General features: G+C 58.3%; 14 protein-coding genes and 5 pseudogenes. 11 read left to right on the forward strand and 8 right to left on the reverse strand.

The window, feature by feature from the left end:
* Positions 1-8: 8 nt before the first annotated feature.
* The 3 genes and pseudogenes from FGD77_RS01355 to FGD77_RS01365 form a co-directional block, all read left to right on the forward strand.
* Entirely contained in the window at positions 9-164 is a 156-nt protein-coding gene (locus FGD77_RS01355) for a hypothetical protein (protein WP_255005893.1), read from the forward strand.
* A 146-nt stretch (positions 165-310) separates the two neighbouring features.
* Entirely contained in the window at positions 311-1,546 is a 1,236-nt protein-coding gene (locus tag FGD77_RS01360) for a glycosyltransferase family 4 protein (protein ID WP_255005724.1), read from the forward strand.
* A 385-nt stretch (positions 1,547-1,931) separates the two neighbouring features.
* Positions 1,932-2,092, forward strand: a pseudogene (locus tag FGD77_RS01365) (transposase); the annotation flags it as partial.
* Between the two features lie 19 nt (positions 2,093-2,111).
* Here FGD77_RS01365 and FGD77_RS01370 read toward each other — a convergent pair.
* Positions 2,112-2,414: pseudogene (locus FGD77_RS01370) on the reverse strand (IS481 family transposase); the annotation flags it as partial.
* A gap of 266 nt (positions 2,415-2,680) precedes the next feature.
* On the opposite strand from FGD77_RS01370, the gene FGD77_RS01375 reads away from it, so the two are divergent.
* On the forward strand, positions 2,681-2,992 hold the full coding sequence (locus FGD77_RS01375) for a site-specific integrase (protein ID WP_255005725.1): 312 nt from the start codon (positions 2,681-2,683) through the stop codon (positions 2,990-2,992).
* A gap of 12 nt (positions 2,993-3,004) precedes the next feature.
* Positions 3,005-3,685: a tyrosine-type recombinase/integrase gene (locus tag FGD77_RS01380; RefSeq protein ID WP_255005728.1), complete on the forward strand. Its 681-nt coding sequence runs from the start codon at positions 3,005-3,007 to the stop codon at positions 3,683-3,685.
* 111 nt (positions 3,686-3,796) lie between these two features.
* On the opposite strand, the pseudogene FGD77_RS01385 reads toward FGD77_RS01380, so the two are convergent.
* Positions 3,797-4,048: pseudogene (locus FGD77_RS01385) on the reverse strand (IS110 family transposase); the annotation flags it as partial.
* Between the two features lie 299 nt (positions 4,049-4,347).
* On the opposite strand from FGD77_RS01385, the gene FGD77_RS01390 reads away from it, so the two are divergent.
* On the forward strand, positions 4,348-5,262 hold the full coding sequence (locus tag FGD77_RS01390; protein ID WP_255005729.1) for a hypothetical protein: 915 nt from the start codon (positions 4,348-4,350) through the stop codon (positions 5,260-5,262).
* A 580-nt stretch (positions 5,263-5,842) separates the two neighbouring features.
* On the opposite strand, the pseudogene FGD77_RS01395 reads toward FGD77_RS01390, so the two are convergent.
* Both FGD77_RS01395 and FGD77_RS22225 read right to left on the reverse strand, forming a co-directional pair.
* Positions 5,843-6,867 (reverse strand): annotated as a pseudogene (locus tag FGD77_RS01395) (IS110 family transposase).
* Positions 6,868-7,048: 181 nt separating this feature from the next.
* A complete protein-coding gene (locus tag FGD77_RS22225; RefSeq protein ID WP_369682673.1) occupies positions 7,049-7,156 on the reverse strand; it encodes a hypothetical protein in 108 nt (35 codons plus the stop codon).
* A gap of 94 nt (positions 7,157-7,250) precedes the next feature.
* On the opposite strand from FGD77_RS22225, the gene FGD77_RS01400 reads away from it, so the two are divergent.
* From FGD77_RS01400 to FGD77_RS01415, 4 genes and pseudogenes are all read left to right on the forward strand, one after another.
* Positions 7,251-8,602 (forward strand): IS3 family transposase gene (locus FGD77_RS01400; RefSeq protein ID WP_255005730.1). Its coding sequence is split into 2 segments (ribosomal slippage): positions 7,251-7,587 and positions 7,587-8,602, totalling 1,353 coding nucleotides; the frame shifts between segments, so codons are not numbered across the junction.
* 75 nt (positions 8,603-8,677) lie between these two features.
* Positions 8,678-9,475 (forward strand): annotated as a pseudogene (locus FGD77_RS01405) (IS110 family transposase); the annotation flags it as partial.
* Positions 9,476-10,070: 595 nt separating this feature from the next.
* Positions 10,071-11,816, forward strand: a complete 1,746-nt coding sequence (locus tag FGD77_RS01410; protein ID WP_255005731.1) for a type I secretion system permease/ATPase — start codon at positions 10,071-10,073, stop codon at positions 11,814-11,816.
* Between the two features lie 2 nt (positions 11,817-11,818).
* Entirely contained in the window at positions 11,819-13,141 is a 1,323-nt protein-coding gene (locus FGD77_RS01415; RefSeq protein WP_255005732.1) for an HlyD family type I secretion periplasmic adaptor subunit, read from the forward strand.
* Between the two features lie 12 nt (positions 13,142-13,153).
* Here the strand turns inward: FGD77_RS01415 and FGD77_RS01420 are convergent, their stop codons facing one another.
* Together FGD77_RS01420 and FGD77_RS01425 are read right to left on the reverse strand one after the other, a co-directional pair.
* A complete protein-coding gene (locus tag FGD77_RS01420) occupies positions 13,154-14,542 on the reverse strand; it encodes a hypothetical protein (protein ID WP_255005733.1) in 1,389 nt (462 codons plus the stop codon).
* Positions 14,543-14,555: 13 nt separating this feature from the next.
* Entirely contained in the window at positions 14,556-15,170 is a 615-nt protein-coding gene (locus FGD77_RS01425) for a polysaccharide biosynthesis/export family protein (RefSeq protein ID WP_255005734.1), read from the reverse strand.
* 353 nt (positions 15,171-15,523) lie between these two features.
* Between FGD77_RS01425 and FGD77_RS01430 the strand changes: the two genes are divergently transcribed.
* Complete coding sequence (locus tag FGD77_RS01430; protein ID WP_255005736.1) at positions 15,524-16,720, forward strand: glycosyltransferase family 4 protein; 1,197 nt, start codon at positions 15,524-15,526, stop codon at positions 16,718-16,720.
* A gap of 36 nt (positions 16,721-16,756) precedes the next feature.
* Here the strand turns inward: FGD77_RS01430 and FGD77_RS01435 are convergent, their stop codons facing one another.
* Together FGD77_RS01435 and FGD77_RS01440 are read right to left on the reverse strand one after the other, a co-directional pair.
* Positions 16,757-18,493, reverse strand: a complete 1,737-nt coding sequence (locus tag FGD77_RS01435) for an ABC transporter ATP-binding protein (RefSeq protein WP_255005738.1) — start codon at positions 18,491-18,493, stop codon at positions 16,757-16,759.
* Between the two features lie 232 nt (positions 18,494-18,725).
* Positions 18,726-22,613 carry a PA14 domain-containing protein gene (locus FGD77_RS01440; protein ID WP_255005740.1) on the reverse strand — a complete coding sequence of 1,296 codons (3,888 nt, stop codon included), beginning with the start codon at positions 22,611-22,613 and terminating at the stop codon, positions 18,726-18,728.
* Positions 22,614-22,998 lie beyond the last annotated feature (385 nt).

The raw sequence follows: 22,998 nt of genomic DNA on the forward strand, positions 1-22,998 counted from the left end.
GCACCAGCATGAAACCGTTGGCAGGTCAGGCTCTCTATGCAAATGCGCGGGCACAAAACCCAGAACGCTGGTCAGGCAAAACCCGCAACTGGCAACCGGCCGGACCTGTCTGGCTCAACCCTGAAAACGAAATCAGCGCCCCTGAAATCAGAGATACCGCATGAAATCGGCTAACAACTCTTTTGACAAACACCGCACTCGACCATCGGATATCTAAGCCTTATGCAATAAGGGGAGAAAACAAATGTAGCTTTTGTTCGTTTCCGTGAAACCTACAGCAGCTCTGAACACGCCATCCCGAGGACTATCCATGACATCTTCTTTTGAAACCTGCCTCAATGCGATGAGAGGAAAGAGATATTGTCTTTGTGTCCCAATATCATATCATTATGATCGACAGGGTGACATCTGGTTGGATGAGCTATGGTATCATGACCTTTTGGAGCATTTGTATTATCTTCCCGACTTGACTGTCTTAGCACCGCATGTCCGGTACGACGCCGCTGACAGCGACAATCTGGTCCGGGTTGATTCCGAACTCAAGTCACGCCTGCATTTCGCTGGCCTCGGACCAGAGCCTGCCAATATGCGCGAGGGCATCCTCGGACTCCCTACGATGATCCGTTCGGTGTGGCGTGCTGTACGCAACGCGGATATTGTACACAGCGGTATTGCAGGTTGGCCAATCCCTTTAGGCTTTGTGGTAAACCCTATTGCGGTTCTGCTCCGGCGGCCACTGGTCATCGTGATCGAGAGCGCCTTCTGGCGGATTCCTGTAGGCTATAATGCCTCTTTCAAAGGCCGGGTCCGGGCATCACTCACCGAGGTGTTTGCCCGCTGGGCTCTTAGAAAGGCGCGGCTGGCAGTCTATACACATTCAGCTTACCTAGAGACCTTACCGGTTGGAGCAAAGGGCACAGCCGCCGTTATTCCGGCGAGCTGGATTTCAGCATCCGAGATCATTCCCGAAGCCGATCTTACCACTTCTTGGAACAAAAAGACCAAAACGGCACGCTACCTCTTCCCGTCTCGTCTCGTCGAGGGAAAGGGGGCCAAGGTTATGCTCGACACGATCCGTTGCCTAGAGAATTTGAACGAACCGATCGCAATCGATGTAATCGGCAGCGGAGACATGCGGGGAAAATTCGAAACACTGGCATGTGAACTGAAACACGTCAGGCTGCGAGTTCTCGACCCCGTCCCTTATGGCGCACCATTCATGACGTTGCTAAGAGAATATCATGCGGTGATTGTGCCGACAGTCGGAGATGAACAACCACGTATCATTTATGACGCTTTTTCCCAAGGCATCCCGGTTATTGCCTCTGACACGCCAGGAAACCGTGAGATCGTGACTGCCGAACAAAACGGTGCATTATTCCCGGCCGGGCAGCCAAACCTACTCGCACCGATGCTCGTGAAATTTGCCGCAGACCCGGATTTACTCCGCAGTTTTGCTTGTTCGGCGCGCGAAACAGCGGCCACACATACACACACCGATATGCACCTCATCAGGGCTAGGCTGTTGACGGAGATTTTCGGGTAGCCGGATAGAACATCGACTGTGAAGCCGCCGACCTAAAGCGCCGAGCTTGAAACCTGAATTGAGGGATTGAACTAACACGCTGACGCGGGAGAGGCGGTAGAAATGTCCGGGACATGGTTTGCTGCACGCAACCAGTTTGCGATAATGTTCGATGAGCGCTTCAATGCGTGGCTGTATCTGAAACCCGCATGGGCTAGGCCAGTGACCTGCCACTGAACTTTCATCCAGCCGCGACTGGAGCCCGGTTGGTGTGCTCTGCCCCCTTAAATTTGGACCGTCTAAACTGGAGTTTTCGGCTACGTTTCTTTGGCTTGGCGCAGTTCCCAAACCTCACGCTCCAAATCCTTGATCCGTGCCTCCTCTTCACTCGTAGGGCCAACACAGTTTGACCACAATTCCGGGTATTGGTCTGGTCACCGCTGCGGCGATCACCATCTTCGCGCCGCCTATGGAAACCTTCTCCAAGGGCCGAGATTTCGCGATTTGGGTCCGGCTCACGCCGAAACAGCATTCGAGGAGCGGCTCGGGCGGACATCGAAGATGGGTTAGTGCGACATCCGAAGGTTGCCGACCGGGTCAGATGCGGAAGCGATGGCTGCAGAGCATAGAGGCAATCATCCAGCGGCAGCAGCGTGTGCCGCCGGAATGCAACGATCATTGCCTCTTCAGCTTCAGTGAGAACGGTTGAGCGCGGCTCCTTTGGCCCGGTCTTCAAATCCTCGGCCGTCGCACGCTTACGCCACTTTGCAACGGTCTTGGGGTTGATACCCAACTCCTTGCTTAGCTGCGCGAGCGAAGCTTGCGATCGCTGTATTGCAGCTCTGACGGCGTGCGTTGTCGTGGCACTCCCGTGACGAACTTGTCCCATAATACTTCCTTCCAAGCCTGAGAAAGGATCGCACCATCAAACCGTGGGATCAAACACCTAGGCTCAGCAAAGCAGATTGGGCGACCTCTGTGATGCCGTCATTGCTGTCCTCTTCGAGTTGCTGGATTAACCCGAGAACATTCTGAGGCCTCTGTGGCGCAATGATTCCCAGTTCAGCCAGTTACGCAGGACTTGCTGCATCTCGCCAACGAGCGGTTCAGGACCGTGGGCGCACCATGCCTCAATCTCGGGCGGGAGGTGAGGTCATGAGCAAGGCCAACCCGTTCCCGAACCTGATGCGCGCGTTCTTCTGCGAATGGCTTGTTGAGCAGCGTAACGCGTCCGTCCATACGGTCCGATCCTATCGCGACACCTGGCGGCTGTTCCTGCGGTTCGTCGCACAGCGCGCGAAAAAGACGGTTGCGATGATCACGCTGGCCGATCTGACCGCCAGCGAAGTCACCGCGTTCCTGAGCCATACTGAACACGAACGCGGCGGCACGATTGGCACGCGCAACTGCCGGCTTGCCGCTATCCGCAGCTTCTTCAACTTTGTGGCGACCAGAGATCCCGCATAAATCACTCAATGCGTGGAAATCCTCAACATCCCGGTCAAGAGGGCACCGGTATCGGAACCCTGTTATCTGGAACCGGCGGAAGTGGCGGCGATCCTTGCCCAGCCAGACCGCTCGACCGTTGAGGGCATGCGCGATCACACGCTGCTCTCGTTCCTTTACAACAGCGGGGCACGAATACAGGAAGCGCTCGATCTGTGCCCCCATATGATCCGGTTCGATAGTCCAAGTTGCGCGCGCCTGACCGGCAAGGGCCGCAAGGAACGCATCTGCCCACTCTGGCCGGAAACCGTGCTGCTGTTGAAAAAGCTGTTGCAGCGAAAACCGCGGGCACCGGACCAGCGGCTGTTCGTGAACCGCTATGGCGAGCCGCTCAGCGCCTCAGGCGTCCGGTTCAAGCTTGCGGGCTATGTGAGAGCGGCGGCCAAAACCGAGCCATCGCTGCATGCCAAACATGTGACGCCGCACAGCTTCCGCCACGCCACCGCCGTGCATCTTGTCTCGGCCGGTGTCGACGTCACGGTCATTCGCAGCTGGCTTGGCCACGTGAGCCTCGACACCACCAACCATTACGCCAAGGCGAACCTGGAAACGAAGCGAAAGGCACTGGAACAGGTCAGTCTTCCGTCAATGGCAGTTCATCCGCCATCATGGAAAAGGGATGCAAGTCTGCTCGCCTGGCTCGATACGCTCTGAAATAATGCGGAGGAATGTGGGACGAAAACGCCAGCAAACAGCAGGTCTGCGCACGTTCCTTCGCATTATGACCACCTGATGATAAGTCAAATTATGCTGAGGTGAGCATAACTTCACGTAGGGTTTCACATAAGCCGGGGGAATGAGCCGCACCTCGTGGCCCAGTGCCGTGATCTCACGGGCCCAATGGTGCGACGTCGCACAAGCCTCCATGCCGATCAGGCAAGAGGGCAATTTAGCCAAGGTATCCAGGACTGCATTCCGGCGAAGCTTCTTCTGTAGAACGGTCTGTCCTGCCGCATCGACGCCGTGAAATTGAAAAACTGACTTTGCAATGTCGATTCCTATCGTTGTAATTTCCATCTGGGCGGTTCCTTTCAGAGCTGGTTCAAACACCAGCACTTTGGCACATTGCGATGCCGGTGGGTGGAACCGTCCACACCATCAACTTGTTGCTTACGGCTTTTCAGGCTCTGTTGATCGGTAGATCACGCGGCCATTTCGGCGGGCTTTGTTGATGGCATGGATGAGTTGATGGGCCACATACTCTTGACGCCTGCATTGCAATCGCGTGAATGTTGAGCTGGGTGCCGGGGCCTTTATATGGATGAAGTCTGTGCGAGCTTGGCATCTGGGATAAGGATTTTTACTGACTAATGAAAATGAGCGGCAAATACGCGGCGATTTTTCTGGCCGGGCTGTTTGGTCTGACAGGGTATTTCTCGGCACCGTCCCTGACGCAGGCAGAGGTCGATGCCCTTTATGCTTCGCCCAATATCGTTGCGGCAGGACCACAGGCGGTTTTTCATATCGGCCACAGTCTGGTGGGCCGCGATATGCCGGCGATGCTGGCTCAACTGGCCGGGCCGGGGCATCACTATGACAGCCAATTGGGATGGGGTGCGACGCTGAAGGCGCATTGGGATCCTGACACGCCGATAGCCGGTTTTGAGCAGGAGAATGATCACCCCCGCTATAGGGATGCGCATGAGGCCGTCGATTCAGGTGCGTATGATGCGTTGGTGTTGACGGAAATGGTCGAGATACGCGACGCAATCAAGTATTTCGATTCAGCTACCTACCTGCAGAAATGGGCAGATGCCGGATGGGCGGCGAACCCTGATCTGAGGATCTATCTCTACGAAAGTTGGCATTCGCTTAAAACCCCAGAGGGCTGGCTCGAACGGCTCGACAAGGATTTGTCACGCTACTGGGATCAGAAGATTTTGCGCCCGGCGTTGGCAGAATTAGATGAATCGCGGCCGATCTATGTAATTCCGGCAGGACAGGTGATGGCGCATTTCGTTAGGGCGGTTGAGGCGCAAGATGGTGTTGCGGAAATTGCGGACCGCAGCGCCCTGTTCAGCGACGAAGTTCATGTCAACGATCTTGGTGCATATCTGGTGGCGCTGACTCACTATGCGGTGCTGTATCAGAAATCACCCGTGGGGCTACCATATGCGCTTTTGCGTGCCGATGGCAGTCCGGCAACAAGCCCTTCTCCAGAAATAGCACAACTGATGCAGGAAACCGTCTGGGATGTGGTCAGCAGCGATCCAAAAGCTGGACTGCCCTGACTCTGCTACATCCGTCCTGTTTCGCAACAACGTCCTCCTAGGGCACGACGGCATCGATCTCAACCAACGGGTCCCTCTTAGCGTCCAAGCTCGCCTAACGATCTGAAATATCGAAGAAACCAATTTGCACCATCTTCACACCCCCAGCGGCATTGTTGCACAAATCGGTTGCTGGGCAGGCTTGCCCTTTCCCCGGACGGACTTATCCTACGACCGTCAGTGACGGGTATGCCAAGAGCGGTGCGGAGCTGGATTTCCACGACCTGACGGTCGAAGTTCCGCGCCATGCGCTGCCCGGCAGGGTATTGCGCAGCAATGTCCCATGTATGGACGCCCCCGGGGTTGCAAGCGGCTTCTTTGACTTTGGCAACAGCACTGCGGTCGAGTTCCTTCGTGTATCCGGCCTCTGGTTGCGACCTTCAACGTCGCGGGCCCTCATGGTGAGTTCGAGGAACAGGTCCAAAACGAGAGGCCGTAGTGCAAGCTACTCGGGACATTACTGGTTTTCCCATTCCTGATCTCGTCGACGCTTTGCCATGACCTCCGTTTAGAACCACCGCACCCCAGCCTGCCTTCGCGCTCAGGCGTTGGCAGGGGTCTCGTAGACGCCGCCATGAGCCATGATCACCCATGCCATCCGCGCCATCTTGTTTGCCAGCGCAACTGCAACCAGCATTTTCGGTTTGCGAGCCAACATACGGGCCAGCCACGACCCCTCCGCAGCGCCGCCGCGCTTTTGCGCGGCTTGGATCGCGGACATGGCACCGATGATCAGCAAACGCCGTAGGTCGCGCTGACCCATTTTTGATATCTTGCCCAGCCTTGTTTTACCGCCCGTAGAATGCTGGCGTGGTGCCAGCCCGATCCAGGCTGCGAAGTCGCGCCCCTTGCTGAACATCTCTGGCGGTGCAGCCAGCACGGCAATCGATACCGCCGTCACCGGGCCGATCCCCGGCATGGTCATCAATCTGCGTGCAACATCATTGTGCCGGGCAACCTGGCGGAGCTGTCGTGTCAGAGCATCAATGCGGTCGCCTAGCCCGGCGATGAGATCGAAGAATATCTGGCAAAGGCCGATGACTTCAGGTGGCAAGTGGTCTGCATTCTCAGCCACAGCCCTTTCCAACCGAGGCAGATGCTGTGGGCCTTTCGGCGCGACAATTCCATGCTCAGCCAAATGCCCGCGCAATGCGTTGATTGTCTGAGTGCGTTGCCCGGTCAACAGGTCGCGGGTTTTGAGTACCATCGACTGTCCTTGTTGCTCGGTGGTCTTGGCCGCCACAAAACGCATGGTCGGCCGGGACGCTGCTTCAGCGATAGCTTCGGCATCATTCGCATCGTTCTTTTGCCGCTCACATAGGGTTTGACGTATTGCGGGGCGATCAGCCTGACATCGTGACCAAGTCTGGAAAGCTCCCGGCTCCAGTGATGCGCCCCGGCGCAAGCTTCCAAAGCGATGATGCAGGGCTCAACCTGTTCAAAAAACTCCAACACACGACCGCGCGGCAGCGCCTTACTAAAAACCTTCGATCCGTCTTTGGCGCATCCATGTGCGTGAAACGAATTCTTGGCAATATCCAATCCTACAATGCTAACCTTTTCCATGGGCGCTTCCTCCTCATAGCACGTTTCGACACCGCTACCTTGGCACAACGATGCCGTGAGGGGGCGTCCACACCATCAAGAGGGTTAGTTTCGACGCGGCTCCGGCGGTGGTATCCGCTCAATCGTCGCCAGAGCGCTCGGCCCAGATATGGGGTAGATTCCGGTAGGGGGCAGGATCGTATCACAAGGCGGCAACGGGTTGCTTTTTCCACCTGTACTCGCCTGTGAGGAGGATATGTGCCCATCCGAGGGGCGAGATGTGCGCCAGAAGCTCCTGAGGGCAATCCAGACCGGCGCGTGTCTGACGTCAGCACGCGTGGGACAGATTTGATGATTTGAACAACGGAGGGTTTCTGGTTCATCGTAGCCTTTAAGGAGCGAAGATGAACAAGAAACCCGGAACATCGAAAGACGCAGCTGACAAGCTGGTCAAAAACATCCGCCGCAAGACTCGCCAGACCTACTCGGCGGAGGAGAAAATCCGAATTGTATTGGCCGGATTACGCGGGGAGGAAAGCATCTCGGCGTTATGTCGCCGCGAGGGTATCTCTGACAGCCTGTATTACGCTTGGTCGAAGGAATTCCTTGAGGCTGGAAAGCGTCGGCTTTCCGGCGACACAGCGCGTCAGGCGACATCGCATGAGGTGAAGGATCTGCGATCCGAGGCCATGGCTCTGAAAGAATGCGTGGCTGACCTCATCTTGGAAAACCGTCTGCTCAAAAAAAGCATGACAGGGGCTGGGGAGTTCGAGGAATGAGATACCCTGCGTCCGAGAAACTGGAGATCATCCGCACGGTTGAGGGGTCACACCTGCCCACAAAAATGACCCTTGATACGCTGGGTATCCCGCGCACCACATTTTACCGATGGTATGACCGCTACGTCGAAGGTGGCTTTGATGCCCTCACGGATCGCGCGCCTCGGCCAAAGTCGGTCTGGAACCGTATTCCGCAGGATCGGCGGGATGATCTGATCGAGTTTGCGCTGGAACATGAGGCGCTGACCACACGCGAGCTGGCCGTCAAATATACCGATGAGAAGCGGTATTTTGTCTCTGAATCATCGGCTTATCGTATCTTGAAAGCCGCTGATCTGATCACAGCACCAGACTATGTGCTGATCAAGGCCGCCGATGAGTTCACGGACAAGACCACCGCCATCCACCAGATGTGGCAGACCGACTTCACCTACTTCAAGATCATCGGGTGGGGCTGGTATTATCTCAGCACCATCCTCGACGATTACAGCCGCTACATCATTGCCTGGAAACTCTGCACAAACATGCGTGCTGAGGATGTCACCAACACGATCGAGTTGGCCCTGGCAGCATCAGGCTGCGACCAGGCCGTGGTCCGGCACAAACCTCGTCTGCTCAGCGACAACGGTTCCTGTTACATCTCTGGCGACTTGGCCAAATGGCTGGAAGGTCAAAAAATGACGCATATCCGTGGGGCGCCATTCCACCCGCAAACCCAGGGCAAAATAGAACGCTGGCACCAGACAATGAAGAACCGTGTTCTGCTGGAGAATTACTACCTGCCCGGTGATCTCGAGCGACAGATCGGGGCCTTCATCGACTACTACAATAACCAGCGCTACCACGAGAGCCTGAACAACGTCACACCCGCTGACGTCTATTTTGGTAGGGACAAGGCCATTCTGAGAGAAAGGGAGAAGATCAAGAACCTGACGATCCGACAGCGCCGCTTGCAACATCAAAAACAAGCAGCATAATCAATCACACAACCGAACCAGAGCCTCCAATGTTCAAGCCGCTCTGATGTCCCATTTCATATGACGACGGACACTGACGCAGAGTTGCTGCTCCGCACCCTGATGGCATGGCTTCGAGGAGAGCCGCGGGTCTGCTCTATGGTGCCAATCCCGGATGAAGCGGACGAAGATGCACGGCGAAGCATTCGCGAAAGGACAGAGCTTATCTCCGAGCGCGTTGGTCTGACCAACCGTATCGGCGCCGTCCTGGCGACACTGGGTATTGAGGGCTACAACCCGCTCCTTCAGAGTCGGCGGCGTCGATTGGCGGATCTGCGCACCGGGCTGGGCGAGTCGCTGCCGCCAAACGCGCTCGCAAAGATCGAACGGCTGTTGAGCAGGCTCGAGCTTGTACTCTCCCAGATCGCTCAGTTGGAACGCGAGCGTGATGCCGTAGTCGCGGAACCAGCCGACGACGAGGCTTGCAGAATGATCCAACAACTTTGCACGCTTCGTGGCATCGGGGTGCAGAGCGCAACCGTGTTGGTTCGCGAGGCCTTCGTGCGCCACTTTGCCAATGGCAAGGCGTTAGGATCGTATGCCGGTCTTACAGCGACGCCCTACAACAGCGGAGGAGTGGAGCGTGAACAAGGGATCGGGAAAGCCGGAAACAGGCGACTTAGAACGACGATGGTTGAGTTGGCATGGCTCTGGCTACGCTACCAGCCCGGTGCCGCGCAGGTTACTTGGTTCCGAGAGAGAACAGGCCAGACCGGTCGGCGCATGCGGAAAGTGATGATCGTTGCGCTTGCCCGAAAGCTGCTGATTGCTCTTTGGCGGTTCGTCACTGACGGGGTAGTTCCGCAGGGGGTGACTATGAAACCCGCCGCATAAAGGTCAACGAGATCAGGCTGCTCTGCGAGGGCATAGCCGCCTGGTGACCGAGGGAACGTCGCCGTTGTCCGGCGTGGCACTATAAATGCCGTCTTCACAGAGTGGTGCCGTTCCTTTGGAGCTCTCCAGTCCCGAAAGCGAGACAGTGGTTGGGACCAAGTTCCCGCCGGATGTGAGGTTTGCAGACAGGCGTCTGCCGAAAGAGAGTTCGCCTCGGGCACCAAAATCGAAAACAACCTATTGACGGAGAAATCATCATGTGAGGCCGGACACACGACAGTACTGACGAAAATGAACGCTGATACCACCACAAAACGCTTGCAATGCAGGAGCCACCCACAGATGTCATTGTAGGACGACCAGTTCGTGGTCCTGTATTTCGCCGGGCCCAACTGCTCATACCTCCCAGCTATCACGCTGGATTCATGACGTGAATCTTTCATGTGATTTGTGCAACAAAACCGTCTCCGGTGAAGCCGGGGCGATTCACTTGGCTGGCAGGGCGGCATCCGGTAGGGATCAGTTCCGAACTGTTTCCTTCTGATCAATAATGGTAGCCTGCCGATCACAAGCAACACACAGGAAGAGAACCATCATGGCATCTGTCGTTCGCATTGGCCCGGATGAGTTGCACGCGGCGCGGCGCAAGGGGCAGGTGCTGCTGTTCTGGACCTTTGTCTTCAGCGTGTTCGTAAACCTGCTGATGCTGACCGGTCCGCTTTACATGCTTCAGGTCTATGACCGGGTTCTGGCGTCGCGGTCGGTGGAAACATTGGTCGGGCTTTCGGTGCTGGTCACCGGGCTTTTTGCGTTGATGGCCTTGCTGGATTATGCGCGTGGCCGATTGCTGGCGCGGGTTGGCGCCCGGTTCCAGTCCTTTCTGGACAAGCGCGTCTTTACGGCGACGCTGCACCGGCGCACCAGCCCGCAGGACGAGGCAAAATCCGACGCCGCCCTGCGCGATCTGGATGGGGTACAGACGCTGTTTGCCTCGCCTGTCCTGCTGGCGATCATGGACATGCCGTGGACGCCGCTGTTCATCTTTGCGATCTTTTTGTTCCATCCGATGCTGGGCTGGCTGGCGGTTGCGGGCGGTATCGTCATCGTGCTTTTGACGGCGATGAACCATCTGATGACAGCCCACAAGGTGCGTCTGGCGCAGATGGCCAATCAGGACTCGCACAGGTTCGCCGATGCCGCCCGGGCCGGCAACGAGGTCTTGCTGACCCAGGGCCTGCAAGGCGTGATGACCACCCGCTGGGTGCAGCGCCGCACGGACGCCCTGAGCAAAAGCATCGCCGCCAATGACTGGACCGGAAGCTTTGCGTCCCTGACCAAGGCGTTCCGGCTGTTCCTGCAATCGGCGATGCTGGGGGCGGGCGCCTATTTCGTTCTGCAAGGGGAAGTGACCGCAGGGGCCATGATCGCGGGGTCGATCCTGCTGGGGCGGGCGCTGGCCCCGATCGAGCAGGCCATGGGGCAGTGGCCCGTCCTGCAGCGTGGCCGGGCAGGCTGGAAATCTCTGGGACAGTATCTGGCGACCGCCATTCCGGAAAAGCAACGCACGGCATTGCCGACACCCCCCGCACGGCTTGACGTCAAGGGGCTGACCGTGGTGCCGCCGGGCGGGTCGGCCCCGACGCTGCGCAACATCAGTTTCAAGCTGCAACCGGGGCAGGCGCTCGGGGTGATCGGGTCCAGCGGATCGGGCAAGTCGACGCTGGCGCGGGCATTGCTGGGCTATTGGCCCCCCGCCGCGGGCGAGGTGCGCCTGGGCGGTGCGACGCTTGAGCAATACGACCCTGACCGGCTGGGGCAGCATATCGGATATCTGCCGCAATCGGTGACCCTGTTCGCCGGCACCGTGACGGAAAACATCGCTCGCATGGCGCTAAAGCCTGACGACGAGGCCGTGATCGCCGCCGCGCGCAAGGCCCGGGCCCATGATATCATCACGGGGCTGCCAAACGGCTATGACACGGTGCTGGCCGGGACCGACAACCAGCTGTCGGGCGGACAGCGCCAGCGCGTCGCCCTGGCGCGCGCGCTTTACGGTGATCCGGTCCTGCTGATCCTGGACGAGCCGAATTCGGCGCTGGATGCCGATGGGTCCGACGCGCTCAACCACGCTGTCCGGCAGATCAAGGCAGACAACAAATCCGTCATCATCATGACCCACCGGCCAATGGCGATAGCGGAATGCGACCTGTTGATGGTCATCGAAAACGGCATCATGGCCGCCTTTGGGCCGCGCGACGAGGTGATGAAAAAGATGCTCAAGAATTTCGGGCCGGTGAATCAGGAGATCCAGAAAAGAGAGCAGAAAAGAGAGGTGGGCTGACCATGGCGAGCTCTGAAATGCAGCCGGGGGCCGCGCCTGTCACATGGCCTGCGCGCCTGCCATTGTCGGCCGGCATCCTGGCCTTGCTTTTGCTGATCGGCGGTCTGGGCGTCTGGAGCGTGCAGACCAAGCTGGCCAGCGCGGTCGTGTCCTCGGGGACGGTGCAGGTCGAATCGCGGCGTCAGGTGGTGCAGCACCCCGAAGGCGGCGTGGTCAGCCAGATCCTGGTCCGCGATGGCGATATCGTCGAGCCGGGGGATGTGCTGATCGTTCTGGATGGCACCCGGCTGCGCTCGGAGCTGTCGGTGGTCGAAGGTCAGCTGCGCGAGATTTCAGCGCGTCAGGCGCGGCTTGTGGCTGAACGCGATGACGCCGATACGATTACCTTTGATCCCGGCCTTCTGGCGGCGGCCGCCTCCGACGCCGAGGTCCGCAAGCAGATCGACGGCGAAACCGCGTTGTTTCAGGCCCGCCGCGACGCGATCGAGCAGCAGGTTGGTCTGCTGCGCGAACAGAATGCGCAGATCGAAAACCGCATCACCGGCATCGCCTCACAGATGGAGGCGGTCGAGATCCAGATCGATATTGTCGATCAGCAGCTCACCGCCCAGCAGACCCTGCTGGATCAGAAGCTGATCCAGGTCCGTCAGGTTCTGGAATTGCAGCGTGAACAGGCAGATCTGAAGGGTCAGTTGGGGCGCCTTGAGGCCGAAACTGCCGAATTGCGGGGTCAGGCCGCCAGCAACGGCATCTCGCTGTTGCAACTGCGCACCAACCGCCAGGAAGAAGCCGTCACCAACCAGCGCGATCTGCAATACACCACTATCGAACTGATCGAGCGCCAACTGAGCCTGCGCGACACCCTGTCCCGGCTTGAGGTGCGCGCGCCGATCGGCGGAATCGTCTATGAATCGCAGGTCAGGGCCCGCCAGTCTGTGGTGCAGCCGGCGCAGGACATCATGTTCATCGTGCCGCAGTCCGAACCCTTAATCGTGACGGCACGGGTCAATGCCATCGATATTGACGAGATTTCAGTCGGGCAGGAGGCGTCGCTGCTGTTCCCCGCCTTTGATCAGCGGCAAAAAACACCGGTTGAAGGGCTGGTGACCAAGATCTCGGCGGATGCGATCATCGACGAGGCAACGGGCGTGCCGTATTATGCCATCGAAATCGGCCCCAAAGAGGGCATACTGTCGGCCAAGGGGGATGACATCCTGCTGCCCGGCATGCCGGTCGAGGCCTTTATCAAGACTGGGGATCAGACTGCCTTTGCCTATCTGATCGATCCTCTGCAGGCGTTCTTTCGGCGCGCCTTCCGCGAATAGGGCGCGGGAGCGTCAGCGCCAGGTGCTGAAGCTGCGCCCGATCGTGGCCGAAATCAGGAACGAGTTCGCCTGCCCGGTGCCGGATTCGTCACGCATCCTGTAGCCAACGGCAGCGTTGAAATCCCACTCCGCCGTCAGGGCCCGGCTGTAGGTCGCGGTAAAACTGCCCTCGTCCACCCGATCTGCGGCATCGCTTGCTTCGGACACGGCATAGCTGAGATCAAAGATCAGGCTGGATATCTCGTTGATATCATAGCGGTAATCAAGCCCCCCAAGGGTGGTTACGCGCAGGTCATCGTCAGAGTCGACGATCATGCTGCGGTCAAGGCGGGCGGTGAAGCTGCCGGACGGCAGGAGCTTTACCCAGTTGAGCGAGCCAACCACCGCGGGATCCTCGCTTCCGCCGCGGGCGAGGCCGATGCTGGCCGACAGTGGCCCGGCGGGCAGTTCCATATCGCGCAGCACCCGAACACTCTGGATTCTGGTGCCGTCTTCAGCGCGTCTTGAATCCAGAATCGCGCCCACACTCCCGTTTGGCAGATCGTAATTGACGCCCAGCAACCCTGTGGGACCATCGAAATTGGTGACGCCTGTCGTTTCTTCGGTGCGGTTCCAGACATAGCCAAGGCCGGCGTCAATCGTCGTGCGCGGCGATATCAGATAACTTACGCCGACATCGACATTCTGGATGTCGCGTTTGGTCTCGGTCGCATCGTCTTCGTCGACATAGGTGTAGCCCGCGCCCAGAGTGCCGGTCAGCACGGGCGACAATTGCGCCCGCGCCGCTGCCGCGACAAAGGCGCGCTCTTCATTGGTCAGATCAGCGTCGGTGGCGTCGTCATAGGTGGTGCCGCTGGTGCCAAGATCGAACTGGAACCCCAGCGGCGCATCTTCGTTGCCCAGGATCAGCGTTGCCTCGGCGCTGTAGCTTGTGCGCAGCCCATCGCCTGACAGGTCGGTAAAGTCTGAGGGCAGCTCGACTTCGCCGCCGTCAACAAAGTCATCGAATGTGCGCAGGGTGTCGATCTGCTCGACGGTGTAGTCGGCAAAAACGCTCAGTGAGGCGTTGGCGCCGTTGCGGGTATACCCCAGCGCCATGTTGGTGGCGTCCAGCTCTGAATCATTCTCACCGTCCAGATTTTCGAACCGATAGGTGCCGCCGGCCTCGAAGTTCAGCTGCTGAACCCGGGTTTCGCTGGAAAGTCCGAACGTCAGCCGGGTCGGGGCGGAAATGCTGTTACCCTCATCGGGTATTTCCAACCCGATATTGCTGCCCAATTCGATCCCTTGTTCGACACCGACGACGACCTGAATGCCCCCGGCATCCTGTGCCATGACAGACGGGATGGGCAGGCATAGCGCTCCGAGGATGCTGCGACGCAGAGCCGCTTTCTTGCCCACGATACACTCCCCGCTATTCGAACAGTCGTCGCTGCGGCACGATGATCACGTCACCGTCGGCCATGATCGTGGTGGTGCCAAAGCGAACTCCGGCGCCAAGCTCGATATCCTTGTAGTTCAGAAGATAGGTCTGTTCCCGCCCGCTGCGCGCCGTGCGCAGCTGAATGCGCTTGGTTGCGGCGAACTGAGTAAATCCGCCCATTTCAGCCAGAAACTGCAACAGCGTCGTGCCGGGTGCGATCTCGCGCTTGCCGGGTGTTTCGACCTCGCCAATCACATAGACGTCGATGGTGGCATCCGGGCGCGGTTCGGTTGGTTCGGGCACGTAAATCGACCGCACAGCGACAAAAACGGTGGGAGGTTCGGCAAAGCTGGGGGCCAGACCGGCACGGATACTGGCCTGAATCTGTTCCAGCGTGCGCCCGCGCGCCTGTATCGTACCGGCGTAGGGCACGCTGATACGGCCGTCGGGCTGCACCAGAACATCGCGGTTCAGGCCGGCATCCTCGAGCACCTCAAGCTGCAGCATGTCGCCACTGCGCACACGGTAATCGCCTTGTGCAGATGCAGTGATGGCCAGAAATGGCAAAACGAAAAGCGCGAAAAACAGGGGCCGTAAAAGTGCCATTGATCCGATCCTTATGGCTCTGAAGGGTCCAGAGCGTCAAAAACAACCTTATAAAGTGTAAAGCGCAATCTTCAATGGATACAGGAAATACATGTCTTCGCAGGCACCCTGAGAGGGCAACCGTATCTTCTGCACAACACATTTACGCTGGCAGTGCCGCCTGCCACGCCATAACGGCCGCCTGTCGCGGCATGGGCCTGATGGCACTGGACAACCTGTTGCAGGTGGTCAACACTTTGATTTTGCAAGGCGGGCAGGGTCGCCCAGAGGCGGGTCCCTTGTCGCCCTGTATCTGGCCATCTCGCACAGAATATGGAAGCGTCGGCCAATATGATCCACTGCTCGGAATCCGCATGAAGATTGGCCTGGTGACGCCGTCATGGCCCGGAGATCGCATCCCGAATGGCATTTCCACCGCCGTCGCCTTTATGGTCGAGGGGCTGGAGGCGCTGCGGCATGGGGTTGCGATCATCCCGCTGTATCCAAGCGGTCAAGATGATCCACGATGCGTGGCCCTGCCAGACGGGCGGGCCATGCAGTTCACTGAACGCGTCATGAGCAAGCTCGGCTGGGGGGAACCGTGGCATACGGTTTTTGCCGAACGGATCGCTGCTGCGGCGCAGGCCGCGATCAGGAGCCACGGGATTGAAGTGCTGGTGATGGAGGAAACGCAGGGATGGGCGGGGGTGGTGCAGGGCTTGCTGCCGATTCCGGTTATCATGACGCTGCACGGGCCCTGGTTCATCCAGACCGGCCTACAGATCGGCCCTGTCACCGCCGATGATCGGCGCCGGGAACGGCGCGAGGCTGCGGCGTTGCGGCGCTGCGCAGGTATCACCAGCCCGTCGCGCGACATCCTGGACAGGGTCGATGCGCAGGTGCCGGGCCTTACAGCCCTGCGCACGATCATCCCCAACTCGATCGGCCTCAAGCCTGCGGTTGCCTATGAAACGCTCAGCGACCGACAACGCAAAAGCATCCTGTTTGTCGGCCGCCATGATCACCGCAAGGGCGCGGATGTCTTGTTGCAATCCTTTGAAATGCTGATCCGGCAAGGGCAGGACGCCTATCTGACCTTTGTCGGCCCGGACGGCGGCGTGATGCAGGCCGATGGCCGCAGTGTGATGTTCCCCGAGGCTTTGGCGCGGCTGGATACGGCGACGCAGGCGCGGATCACCTATCTCGGGGCGCAAACCAAGGAGGAGATCGGCGCACTCCGCCAGCAGCATTTTGTGAGCGTGGTGGCATCGCGCTATGAAACCTTTTCCTATGTTTTGCTTGAGGCGCTTGCCTCAGGGGCGGCTGCGATCAGCACCGCGGCGGGCGGCCCCTGCGAGATCATCCGCGACGGCGAGACCGGGCTGCTGATCCCGCCCGAAGATCCCGCCGCTATGGCGCAGGCCTGTCGGCGCCTGCTGAACGATCCCGCGCTGGCGGCGGCGCTGGGACAGGCCGCGCGCCGGGACGTTGAGGACCGTTTTGGAGTCAAGCCGGTCGCGGCGGATCTGGTCACCTTTTGTCAGGACGTCATTCGCAAAACCCGCACCTGACGTGGTGGCGCCGATGCGAGCACAATGCCCAGCGGGTCAGGTGCCCGTTGCCATTTCACGGAACGTCGCATTGCCTGCGATCAGCTCGTCATATGTGCCTACCGAAACGATCTTGCCATGCTCCATCAGGAAAATCTGGTCGCATTCCTTGACCGTGGTCAGGCGATGCGCGATCAGAATGACTGTCTTGTGGGACCGGATATTATGCACCGCCTGCATCACGACCCGTTCGGTGATGTTGTCCAGAGCCGAGGTTGCCTCGTCCATGATCAGCAGGCTGGGGTTGGTGTAAAGCGCGCGTGCGATGCCGATCCGCTGGCGTTGCCCGCCGGATAGACGGACGCCGCGTTCGCCGACCACGGTTGCATAACCCTCCGGCAGCTCTGTCATGACAAAATCGTGCAATGCGGCGATGCGCGCGGCGCGCTCGACCGCCTCCATGTCGATCTCGTCGGTGGATGTACCAAAGGCGATGTTGCGGGCGATGTCGGCATCCATCAGATAGATGTCCTGCGGGACATAGCCGATCGTATTTTGCCAGGCCCGGACATTCTGGGCCGTGATGGGGATCCCGTCGACACTGAGCGTACCGCTCTGGATCGGAAGCAAGCCAAGCATGATGTCGATTAGCGTCGTTTTTCCGGCCCCGGTGCCGCCGACGATACCGATCGTGGTGCGCGCCTTGATCTGCATGCTCAGCCCATGAAGCGCCTTGCGGGGGTTCTGGTCGTAGCCAAAGGCAACATCCTCAAGGGTCAGCGTGTCGGTGAGGGGCAGGGTTTCGGCGGCGGGCGCGCTGAGCGCCGTGTCGGGATCAACCGGAAACTCGGCAGAGCATTCCCGCAAGATGTGATTGAGCAGTTCGTCACCGCCGCGCACTGACAGAAGGCTGTGATAGACCAGCTGGATTGCCGGCAAAATGCGCATGACCGAGAATGCGAACACTCCCAACGTGGGAACAATCGCGACAACATTGCCATCGTTGCGTAGCAAAAGCACCAAGATCAGCGTCAGCATGATGCCGAAGGTCAAGGCTTCCAGTGCGAATTTCGGCAGCTCACCCAGCATCTGAGCCAGAGCATGGAATTTGGCCTTTGTGTGTGCAGGCTTGTCGAACTGCTGCGTGTAGTTGTTTTCAAGGCCCATCAGCTTGACCTGTTTGAACCCGCCTGTTGCCTCAGAGACAAGAAGATATTTCTGATTGTTGGCGTGCAGCATGTCGCGTCCGGCCCGGTGCACGATCTTGCGCAGCGCAATATAAAGCATCGCATAGGCCCCGCCCAGAAGCCCGGCCGACAGCACGGACACGAAAGGATCAACCATGATCAGGAAAACGATGATCGCGGCGGACGAAACCGTTCCGGCGATGATCCGCAACAACGGAACGATTACCGCAACCACAAGGTAATCTATCTCGTTCAAGACGTTTCTTGCGATTTCAGCGCTGTTTTTCTGCAAGAACCAGCTGTAGGGCTGACGCAGGTAGGTCTGAAGCAGTCGACACGACAGCGTATAGCCGCGCATGTTTGCAAACCGGATCATGACATAGGTATTCGCCGCTTTGACGGCGAGACTGCCGAACACGACCGCGAAAACCGCGATCGAAAGAAAAATCATGAAGGAATATGTGCTGGGGAATTCGAAATATGCGTAGATCTGTTTGAACGGTGTCGCTTCGGTGATCTGGGCAGGATCAGCAAGGATGTTCAGAAAGACCAGAACCGATGAAATGCCAATAATCTCGGCAAAGGCCACAAGGACCATCAGAAACATCAGAACATAAAATCCCCGGCGCTCTTTCGGGGTGAAAAGAGATAGTACCTTACTGTACGTTCTGAACATGGCCATCCCGACATTTGTAAGTGCGCCGGCAAATATCCAGATCAGCAGGCAGAATTACATCCTGTCTAGGATGGGAAAGATGGAAAGTACAGCAAGATACCCAAGCAGGGTTGCTGATTGATGACCGGGGCACCCACAAAGGGTGCCCCGGGTTTGATCCGTTTTACCAGACGTCGATCGTCACCGTTGCGCTCGAGTACTGACCCGAATCGTCGGTGGCCCAATATTCAAACGTGTCGATGCCGGTGAACCCGACATTGGGTTGATACAGAAGCTGTCCATCTTCCTGCACGTACACGTCGCCATGCTCGGGGTCCATGAACCCGTCCACGCGAAGAATATCGCCATCTGCATCGGAATCGTTGGCGGTAAGATCCATCAGGAGGCCCTGATCGACCTGGATTCTGAACGTGTCGTCGTTTGCCTCGGGCGCGGCACCCCCCAGCGAGATCGGGCCGTTGAACTTTGCACCATCAAACATGTTGTTGAATATCCAGTCATTGGCGATTTGCGCGTCGGTCATTTCGATGGTGATCACATGCGCGAACTTCAGAACATCGCCGGTCGCCCGATCCGTAATGAAATCCTCGACGATGACGACATTACGACCATCTTCAGTCTTGTAGTAACCATCGGTCGTCAGGATCTTGGCAATTTGTTCGTAGAACTTCAGCGATAAGGGGTCACCGTCGTATTCCCGCTCCCGCGTTCCGATGGAATCTGACATGATCCCGCCCATGTCGAACGCTTCGTCCCTAGACAGGCTGGTGCTGCCGGCAGGCTGAAAGCTGAGTTGTCCCTCTGTCAGATCATCCGAGGTCAGGATCTGATGCCTGTTGGGGTTGAACCCCGCGAACTCTCGGCCAAGACCGGATGTTTCAAGATCGATCATGATGATGCCGAAGTCGGAATCCGCGATCGGCCTGAAGAATTCCTGATTGAGCTCCATGCCGGTATCGAAGCCATCCATCTTGAGGCCGTTGAACACCATGTCAAATGCCATCGCACCAAGAGTCACGCCCGATGATTCTGGCCCACCTGTGGATTCACGGGTTGCCAGAAGGTCGAAGTCGAGCAGGGTATAATGCGCAGTGTAGCTGATATTTACGCCTTCTTGCGTTTCCCAGTTCAGGAAACCATCAAAGACGGACCGCATGTCGTGCTGCTGCTGTGCCGCGTTATCCTTGATAACCATCACACCTGTATGCGTTCCATAGGCTTCGTTGTCCCGGAAGCCCTGGATCGGCCCCAGATTAACTGAAAGCTTGTCAAAGCCATGCGCGATTTCGGGGTGGTCCAGATTCGCAGATAGCGGATTGGCCCCGGGGTTGCGATGCATCCAGACAAAGCCGTTCGTCGTGTTAACCGCAACGTTTTCTGCGGCCTCAACAAGACGCCCCGCGAAGAAAAAGCCATCTCCCGTGCGCCCGGTGTCCTGCCGTGCGACATCGCTCTCTTGCTTTGCCACCCAATCACCGTATCCGATGCCTTCGGACTTGATCGCCATATTGCCGGCCCAGACGCCTGTCTCGTCGCCACTTTCGGCAGCGAAGCCTGCACCGTAAGCTTCAAACGACACGTTGTCGGTAAAGTTGGCATTGCTGGAATGGTGGACGAAGCCCCAGCCCGGCGCGCCATTGACCGCGTTGCCGACTGCCATGGCCGGGCTGTCCTGGTCCTCTGTACCTGTCTTGTGGAAATGGAAAGGGTAACGGCTCTTGATGTTGCTGTCCGCTTCGACATTCGAAAGCGATCCAACATCGTTGGCCGGGACGGATTTGTCTGTCCGCCCCAGGTCGTCGAAGGCGGCATAGCGCACGTCCACATCGTCGTTATGCATGAACATCACGTGACCGCGATGGTGAACCGCCGTATCTTCGCCATCTTCGCTGCGGAACGTGATGTTGCGGCTGGTATTGGCGATATAGGCAAACAGGTCTTCACGCGGCGTGTCGTGATCGTATTCCAGCGCGCGGTGAAAGGTGATCTGATTGCCGTTGATGGCCGTGATCGTCACTTCCTCGTCTTGGCTTTCGACACCGACCCCGGTCTTGTGCGTGCCTGTCACGACCAGCGTATCGCCGACCTGCCAACCGTCAGGCACTTCTGCAAGGCGCAGCGCGGTATCGCCAGCCATCGGCGCGTCAGAGACTTTCAGGAACGAGTCCTTCTGGGAGCCGTGAATTTCAACCTCACCATGCGAGATGACGCCGCGCGACACCAGCGATGGGTCCCAGTTGACGTCGATATCGCCGTTGTTCGCGATCACGATGTCGACGTTGACGTTTGCATCGATGGGGTTGTCGGCGGTGCCGATTTCCAGGCGTCCGGAGGCGGAAACCACAAACGTGTCGACAACCATCCTAGTATCGGTGTCGGTTGCGAAGGCCAGTTCGCCGTCCACGCGGACGGTGAACAGCGATGCGTCGCTTTCACCGTCATAGGTGACCGAAATACCTTCGGGGATCAGGGCTTGGGCGCCGGCGTCCGGGATACGGCCCTGATACCAGGTGCCCGGATCGAACCAGTCACCATCGGCGATGGCGATATGCGTGGCCTCGGCGCGGGGCACCAGATCGAGCAACTGCATGTGCTCTGTCGCCATACCCTCGTTCACTCCGTGGGAGTGGCTATCCGTCTGGGCCCGAACTTGTGCAACAAACTCTTCGATCTCGGCTGGTGTGACGGGTTGTTCGATCGGACCTGATCCACCGTGGTCGGTGTGGTCATCCGAGCCGTCGTCAGGCGTTTCACCGTCTGTTTCACCATCGGTGCCGTCATCGGGTGTTTCACCGTGATCGGTGTGGTCGCCCGAACCGTCGTCAGGCGTTTCGCCGTCTGTTTCACCATCGGTGCCGTCATCAGGCGTTTCGCCGTGATCGGTGTGATCACCGGAACCGTCGCCAGGTGTTTCGCTGCCTGTTTCATCGTCGGTGCCGTCATCGGGTGTTTCACCGTGATCGGTGTGGCCGTCCATGTTGTGGCTCAGACTGTCACCATTGATGATCTCGCGCGCGCCATTGCTGTCCGGACCCTGCCATTCCAGCTGAAGGGTCTGATGGCCGCTGTTTTCAAAGTAGCGGACCTCGATTTCATGGGCGCCGGCGGCCAGCTCAAGCGTGACCGGAAGGGTGGATCTGGCATGCAGGCCATCGTGCCCGATAACCTGTTCGCCATCGATATAAAGCGCCGATCCGTCGTCGGACGTCAGATAAATCGTATAGCTGCCAGCGGTTTCGACGTTCAGATCCCCGGTGATGCGCGCCGCAAAGCGATCCGCCGGGCCGCCGTCCCAGAACGGATTGTTCTCCGTCGCAAAGTCAACGGCGCCGATCATCTGCGTCTGGCTCGGCGTTGCGTCAAAGTTAATATCGCTCAGCCGACGAGGGGACGTCGTCAGCGTGAAGAACTCTGCGCGCAGACCGGCCATGCCGCCGTGATCCCCGCCAGTGTCTTCCGGGGAAGTTTCTACCACGGGGGGCTCGGTCGGGTCGGTGGGTTCGGTGGGATCGGCTTCAACGGGTGGCTCAGGAACAACGGTACCGTCACTCGTGTTCACATAGTTCAGATTGTCGCCGCCAAGCAAAACGGCCCTGTTGCCTGTCTCGGGGCCCGACCATTGCAATTGCAACGTCTGCACGCCGTAGGCTTCGAAATACCGCAGATCGATGTCGTGCGTTCCGGCCTCCAGATCAACCGTCACCTGACGCTCGGTGGCGCCGTGCAGGCCATCGTTGCTGATGATTCGTTCGCCATCAATATAAAGCGCGGATCCATCGTCGGAATTGAGATAGAAGGTATAGCTGCCGCCCGTTTCGACCGTCAGCTCGCTGGTGTAGCGCGCGGCAAACCAGTTTTGCGGACCACCGTCCCAGAACGCATCTCTCGTCCCGACGTAGTTCAGTGACTCTGCCGTGCCGACAGCGTCGGGGGCCGCATCGAAATTGACGTCCGCAAGTGTACTGATCTCGCCGGGCAGGCCAAAATATTCGACATAAAATCCGTCTCCGGAGATCGGAACGTCAAACCGGGGATCATACACTCTAGGCATTAGTTTTCCTCATTAGGGGGACGATCGGCGCAGTGCTTCGATGCGTCGGAATATGTCATCAACCCCAAGGCGGCCAGATAGTCGCCCTGTGTCGATATTGTTACGGCTACTCGTCAGTGGATGGTTAGGTCGCTGTGGATAATAAAGGGTTAATCGTGATCGGAATCCGCTCCCGCACAGGCCAGTGCGCATAGTTTTTCGTCAAGGACTCCCGGTCGCAGTTGATCACCAGATCCGAAAGCGTGATGCATGTGATTTCCGCCCGAATCAACGACCCGAAGCGGCATGTAGCAGCGCCTTCCCGCAAGCTTTGTCCACTTTATGTATCCACGGGTATGAGACGGCTTTGACAGGATCAATCAGTTGTCTGGCCCGCGCAAAAATC

Origin of the sequence: Roseovarius sp. M141, from assembly GCF_024355225.1 — a bacterium.
Lineage (GTDB): Bacteria > Pseudomonadota > Alphaproteobacteria > Rhodobacterales > Rhodobacteraceae > Roseovarius.

Excerpts from the sequence above, each read along its gene's own strand:
- FGD77_RS01440 (WP_255005740.1), bottom strand. The coding sequence starts at position 22,613 with ATGCCTAGAGTGTATGATCCCCGGTTTGACGTTCCGATCTCCGGAGAC.
- FGD77_RS01355 (WP_255005893.1), top strand. The coding sequence starts at position 9 with ATGAAACCGTTGGCAGGTCAGGCTCTCTATGCAAATGCGCGGGCACAA.
- FGD77_RS01435 (WP_255005738.1), bottom strand. The coding sequence starts at position 18,493 with ATGTTTCTGATGGTCCTTGTGGCCTTTGCCGAGATTATTGGCATTTCA.
- FGD77_RS01410 (WP_255005731.1), top strand. The coding sequence starts at position 10,071 with ATGGCATCTGTCGTTCGCATTGGCCCGGATGAGTTGCACGCGGCGCGG.
- FGD77_RS01390 (WP_255005729.1), top strand. The coding sequence starts at position 4,348 with ATGAGCGGCAAATACGCGGCGATTTTTCTGGCCGGGCTGTTTGGTCTG.
- FGD77_RS01415 (WP_255005732.1), top strand. The coding sequence starts at position 11,819 with ATGGCGAGCTCTGAAATGCAGCCGGGGGCCGCGCCTGTCACATGGCCT.
- FGD77_RS01430 (WP_255005736.1), top strand. The coding sequence starts at position 15,524 with ATGAAGATTGGCCTGGTGACGCCGTCATGGCCCGGAGATCGCATCCCG.
- FGD77_RS01360 (WP_255005724.1), top strand. The coding sequence starts at position 311 with ATGACATCTTCTTTTGAAACCTGCCTCAATGCGATGAGAGGAAAGAGA.
- FGD77_RS01375 (WP_255005725.1), top strand. The coding sequence starts at position 2,681 with ATGAGCAAGGCCAACCCGTTCCCGAACCTGATGCGCGCGTTCTTCTGC.
- FGD77_RS01425 (WP_255005734.1), bottom strand. The coding sequence starts at position 15,170 with ATGGCACTTTTACGGCCCCTGTTTTTCGCGCTTTTCGTTTTGCCATTT.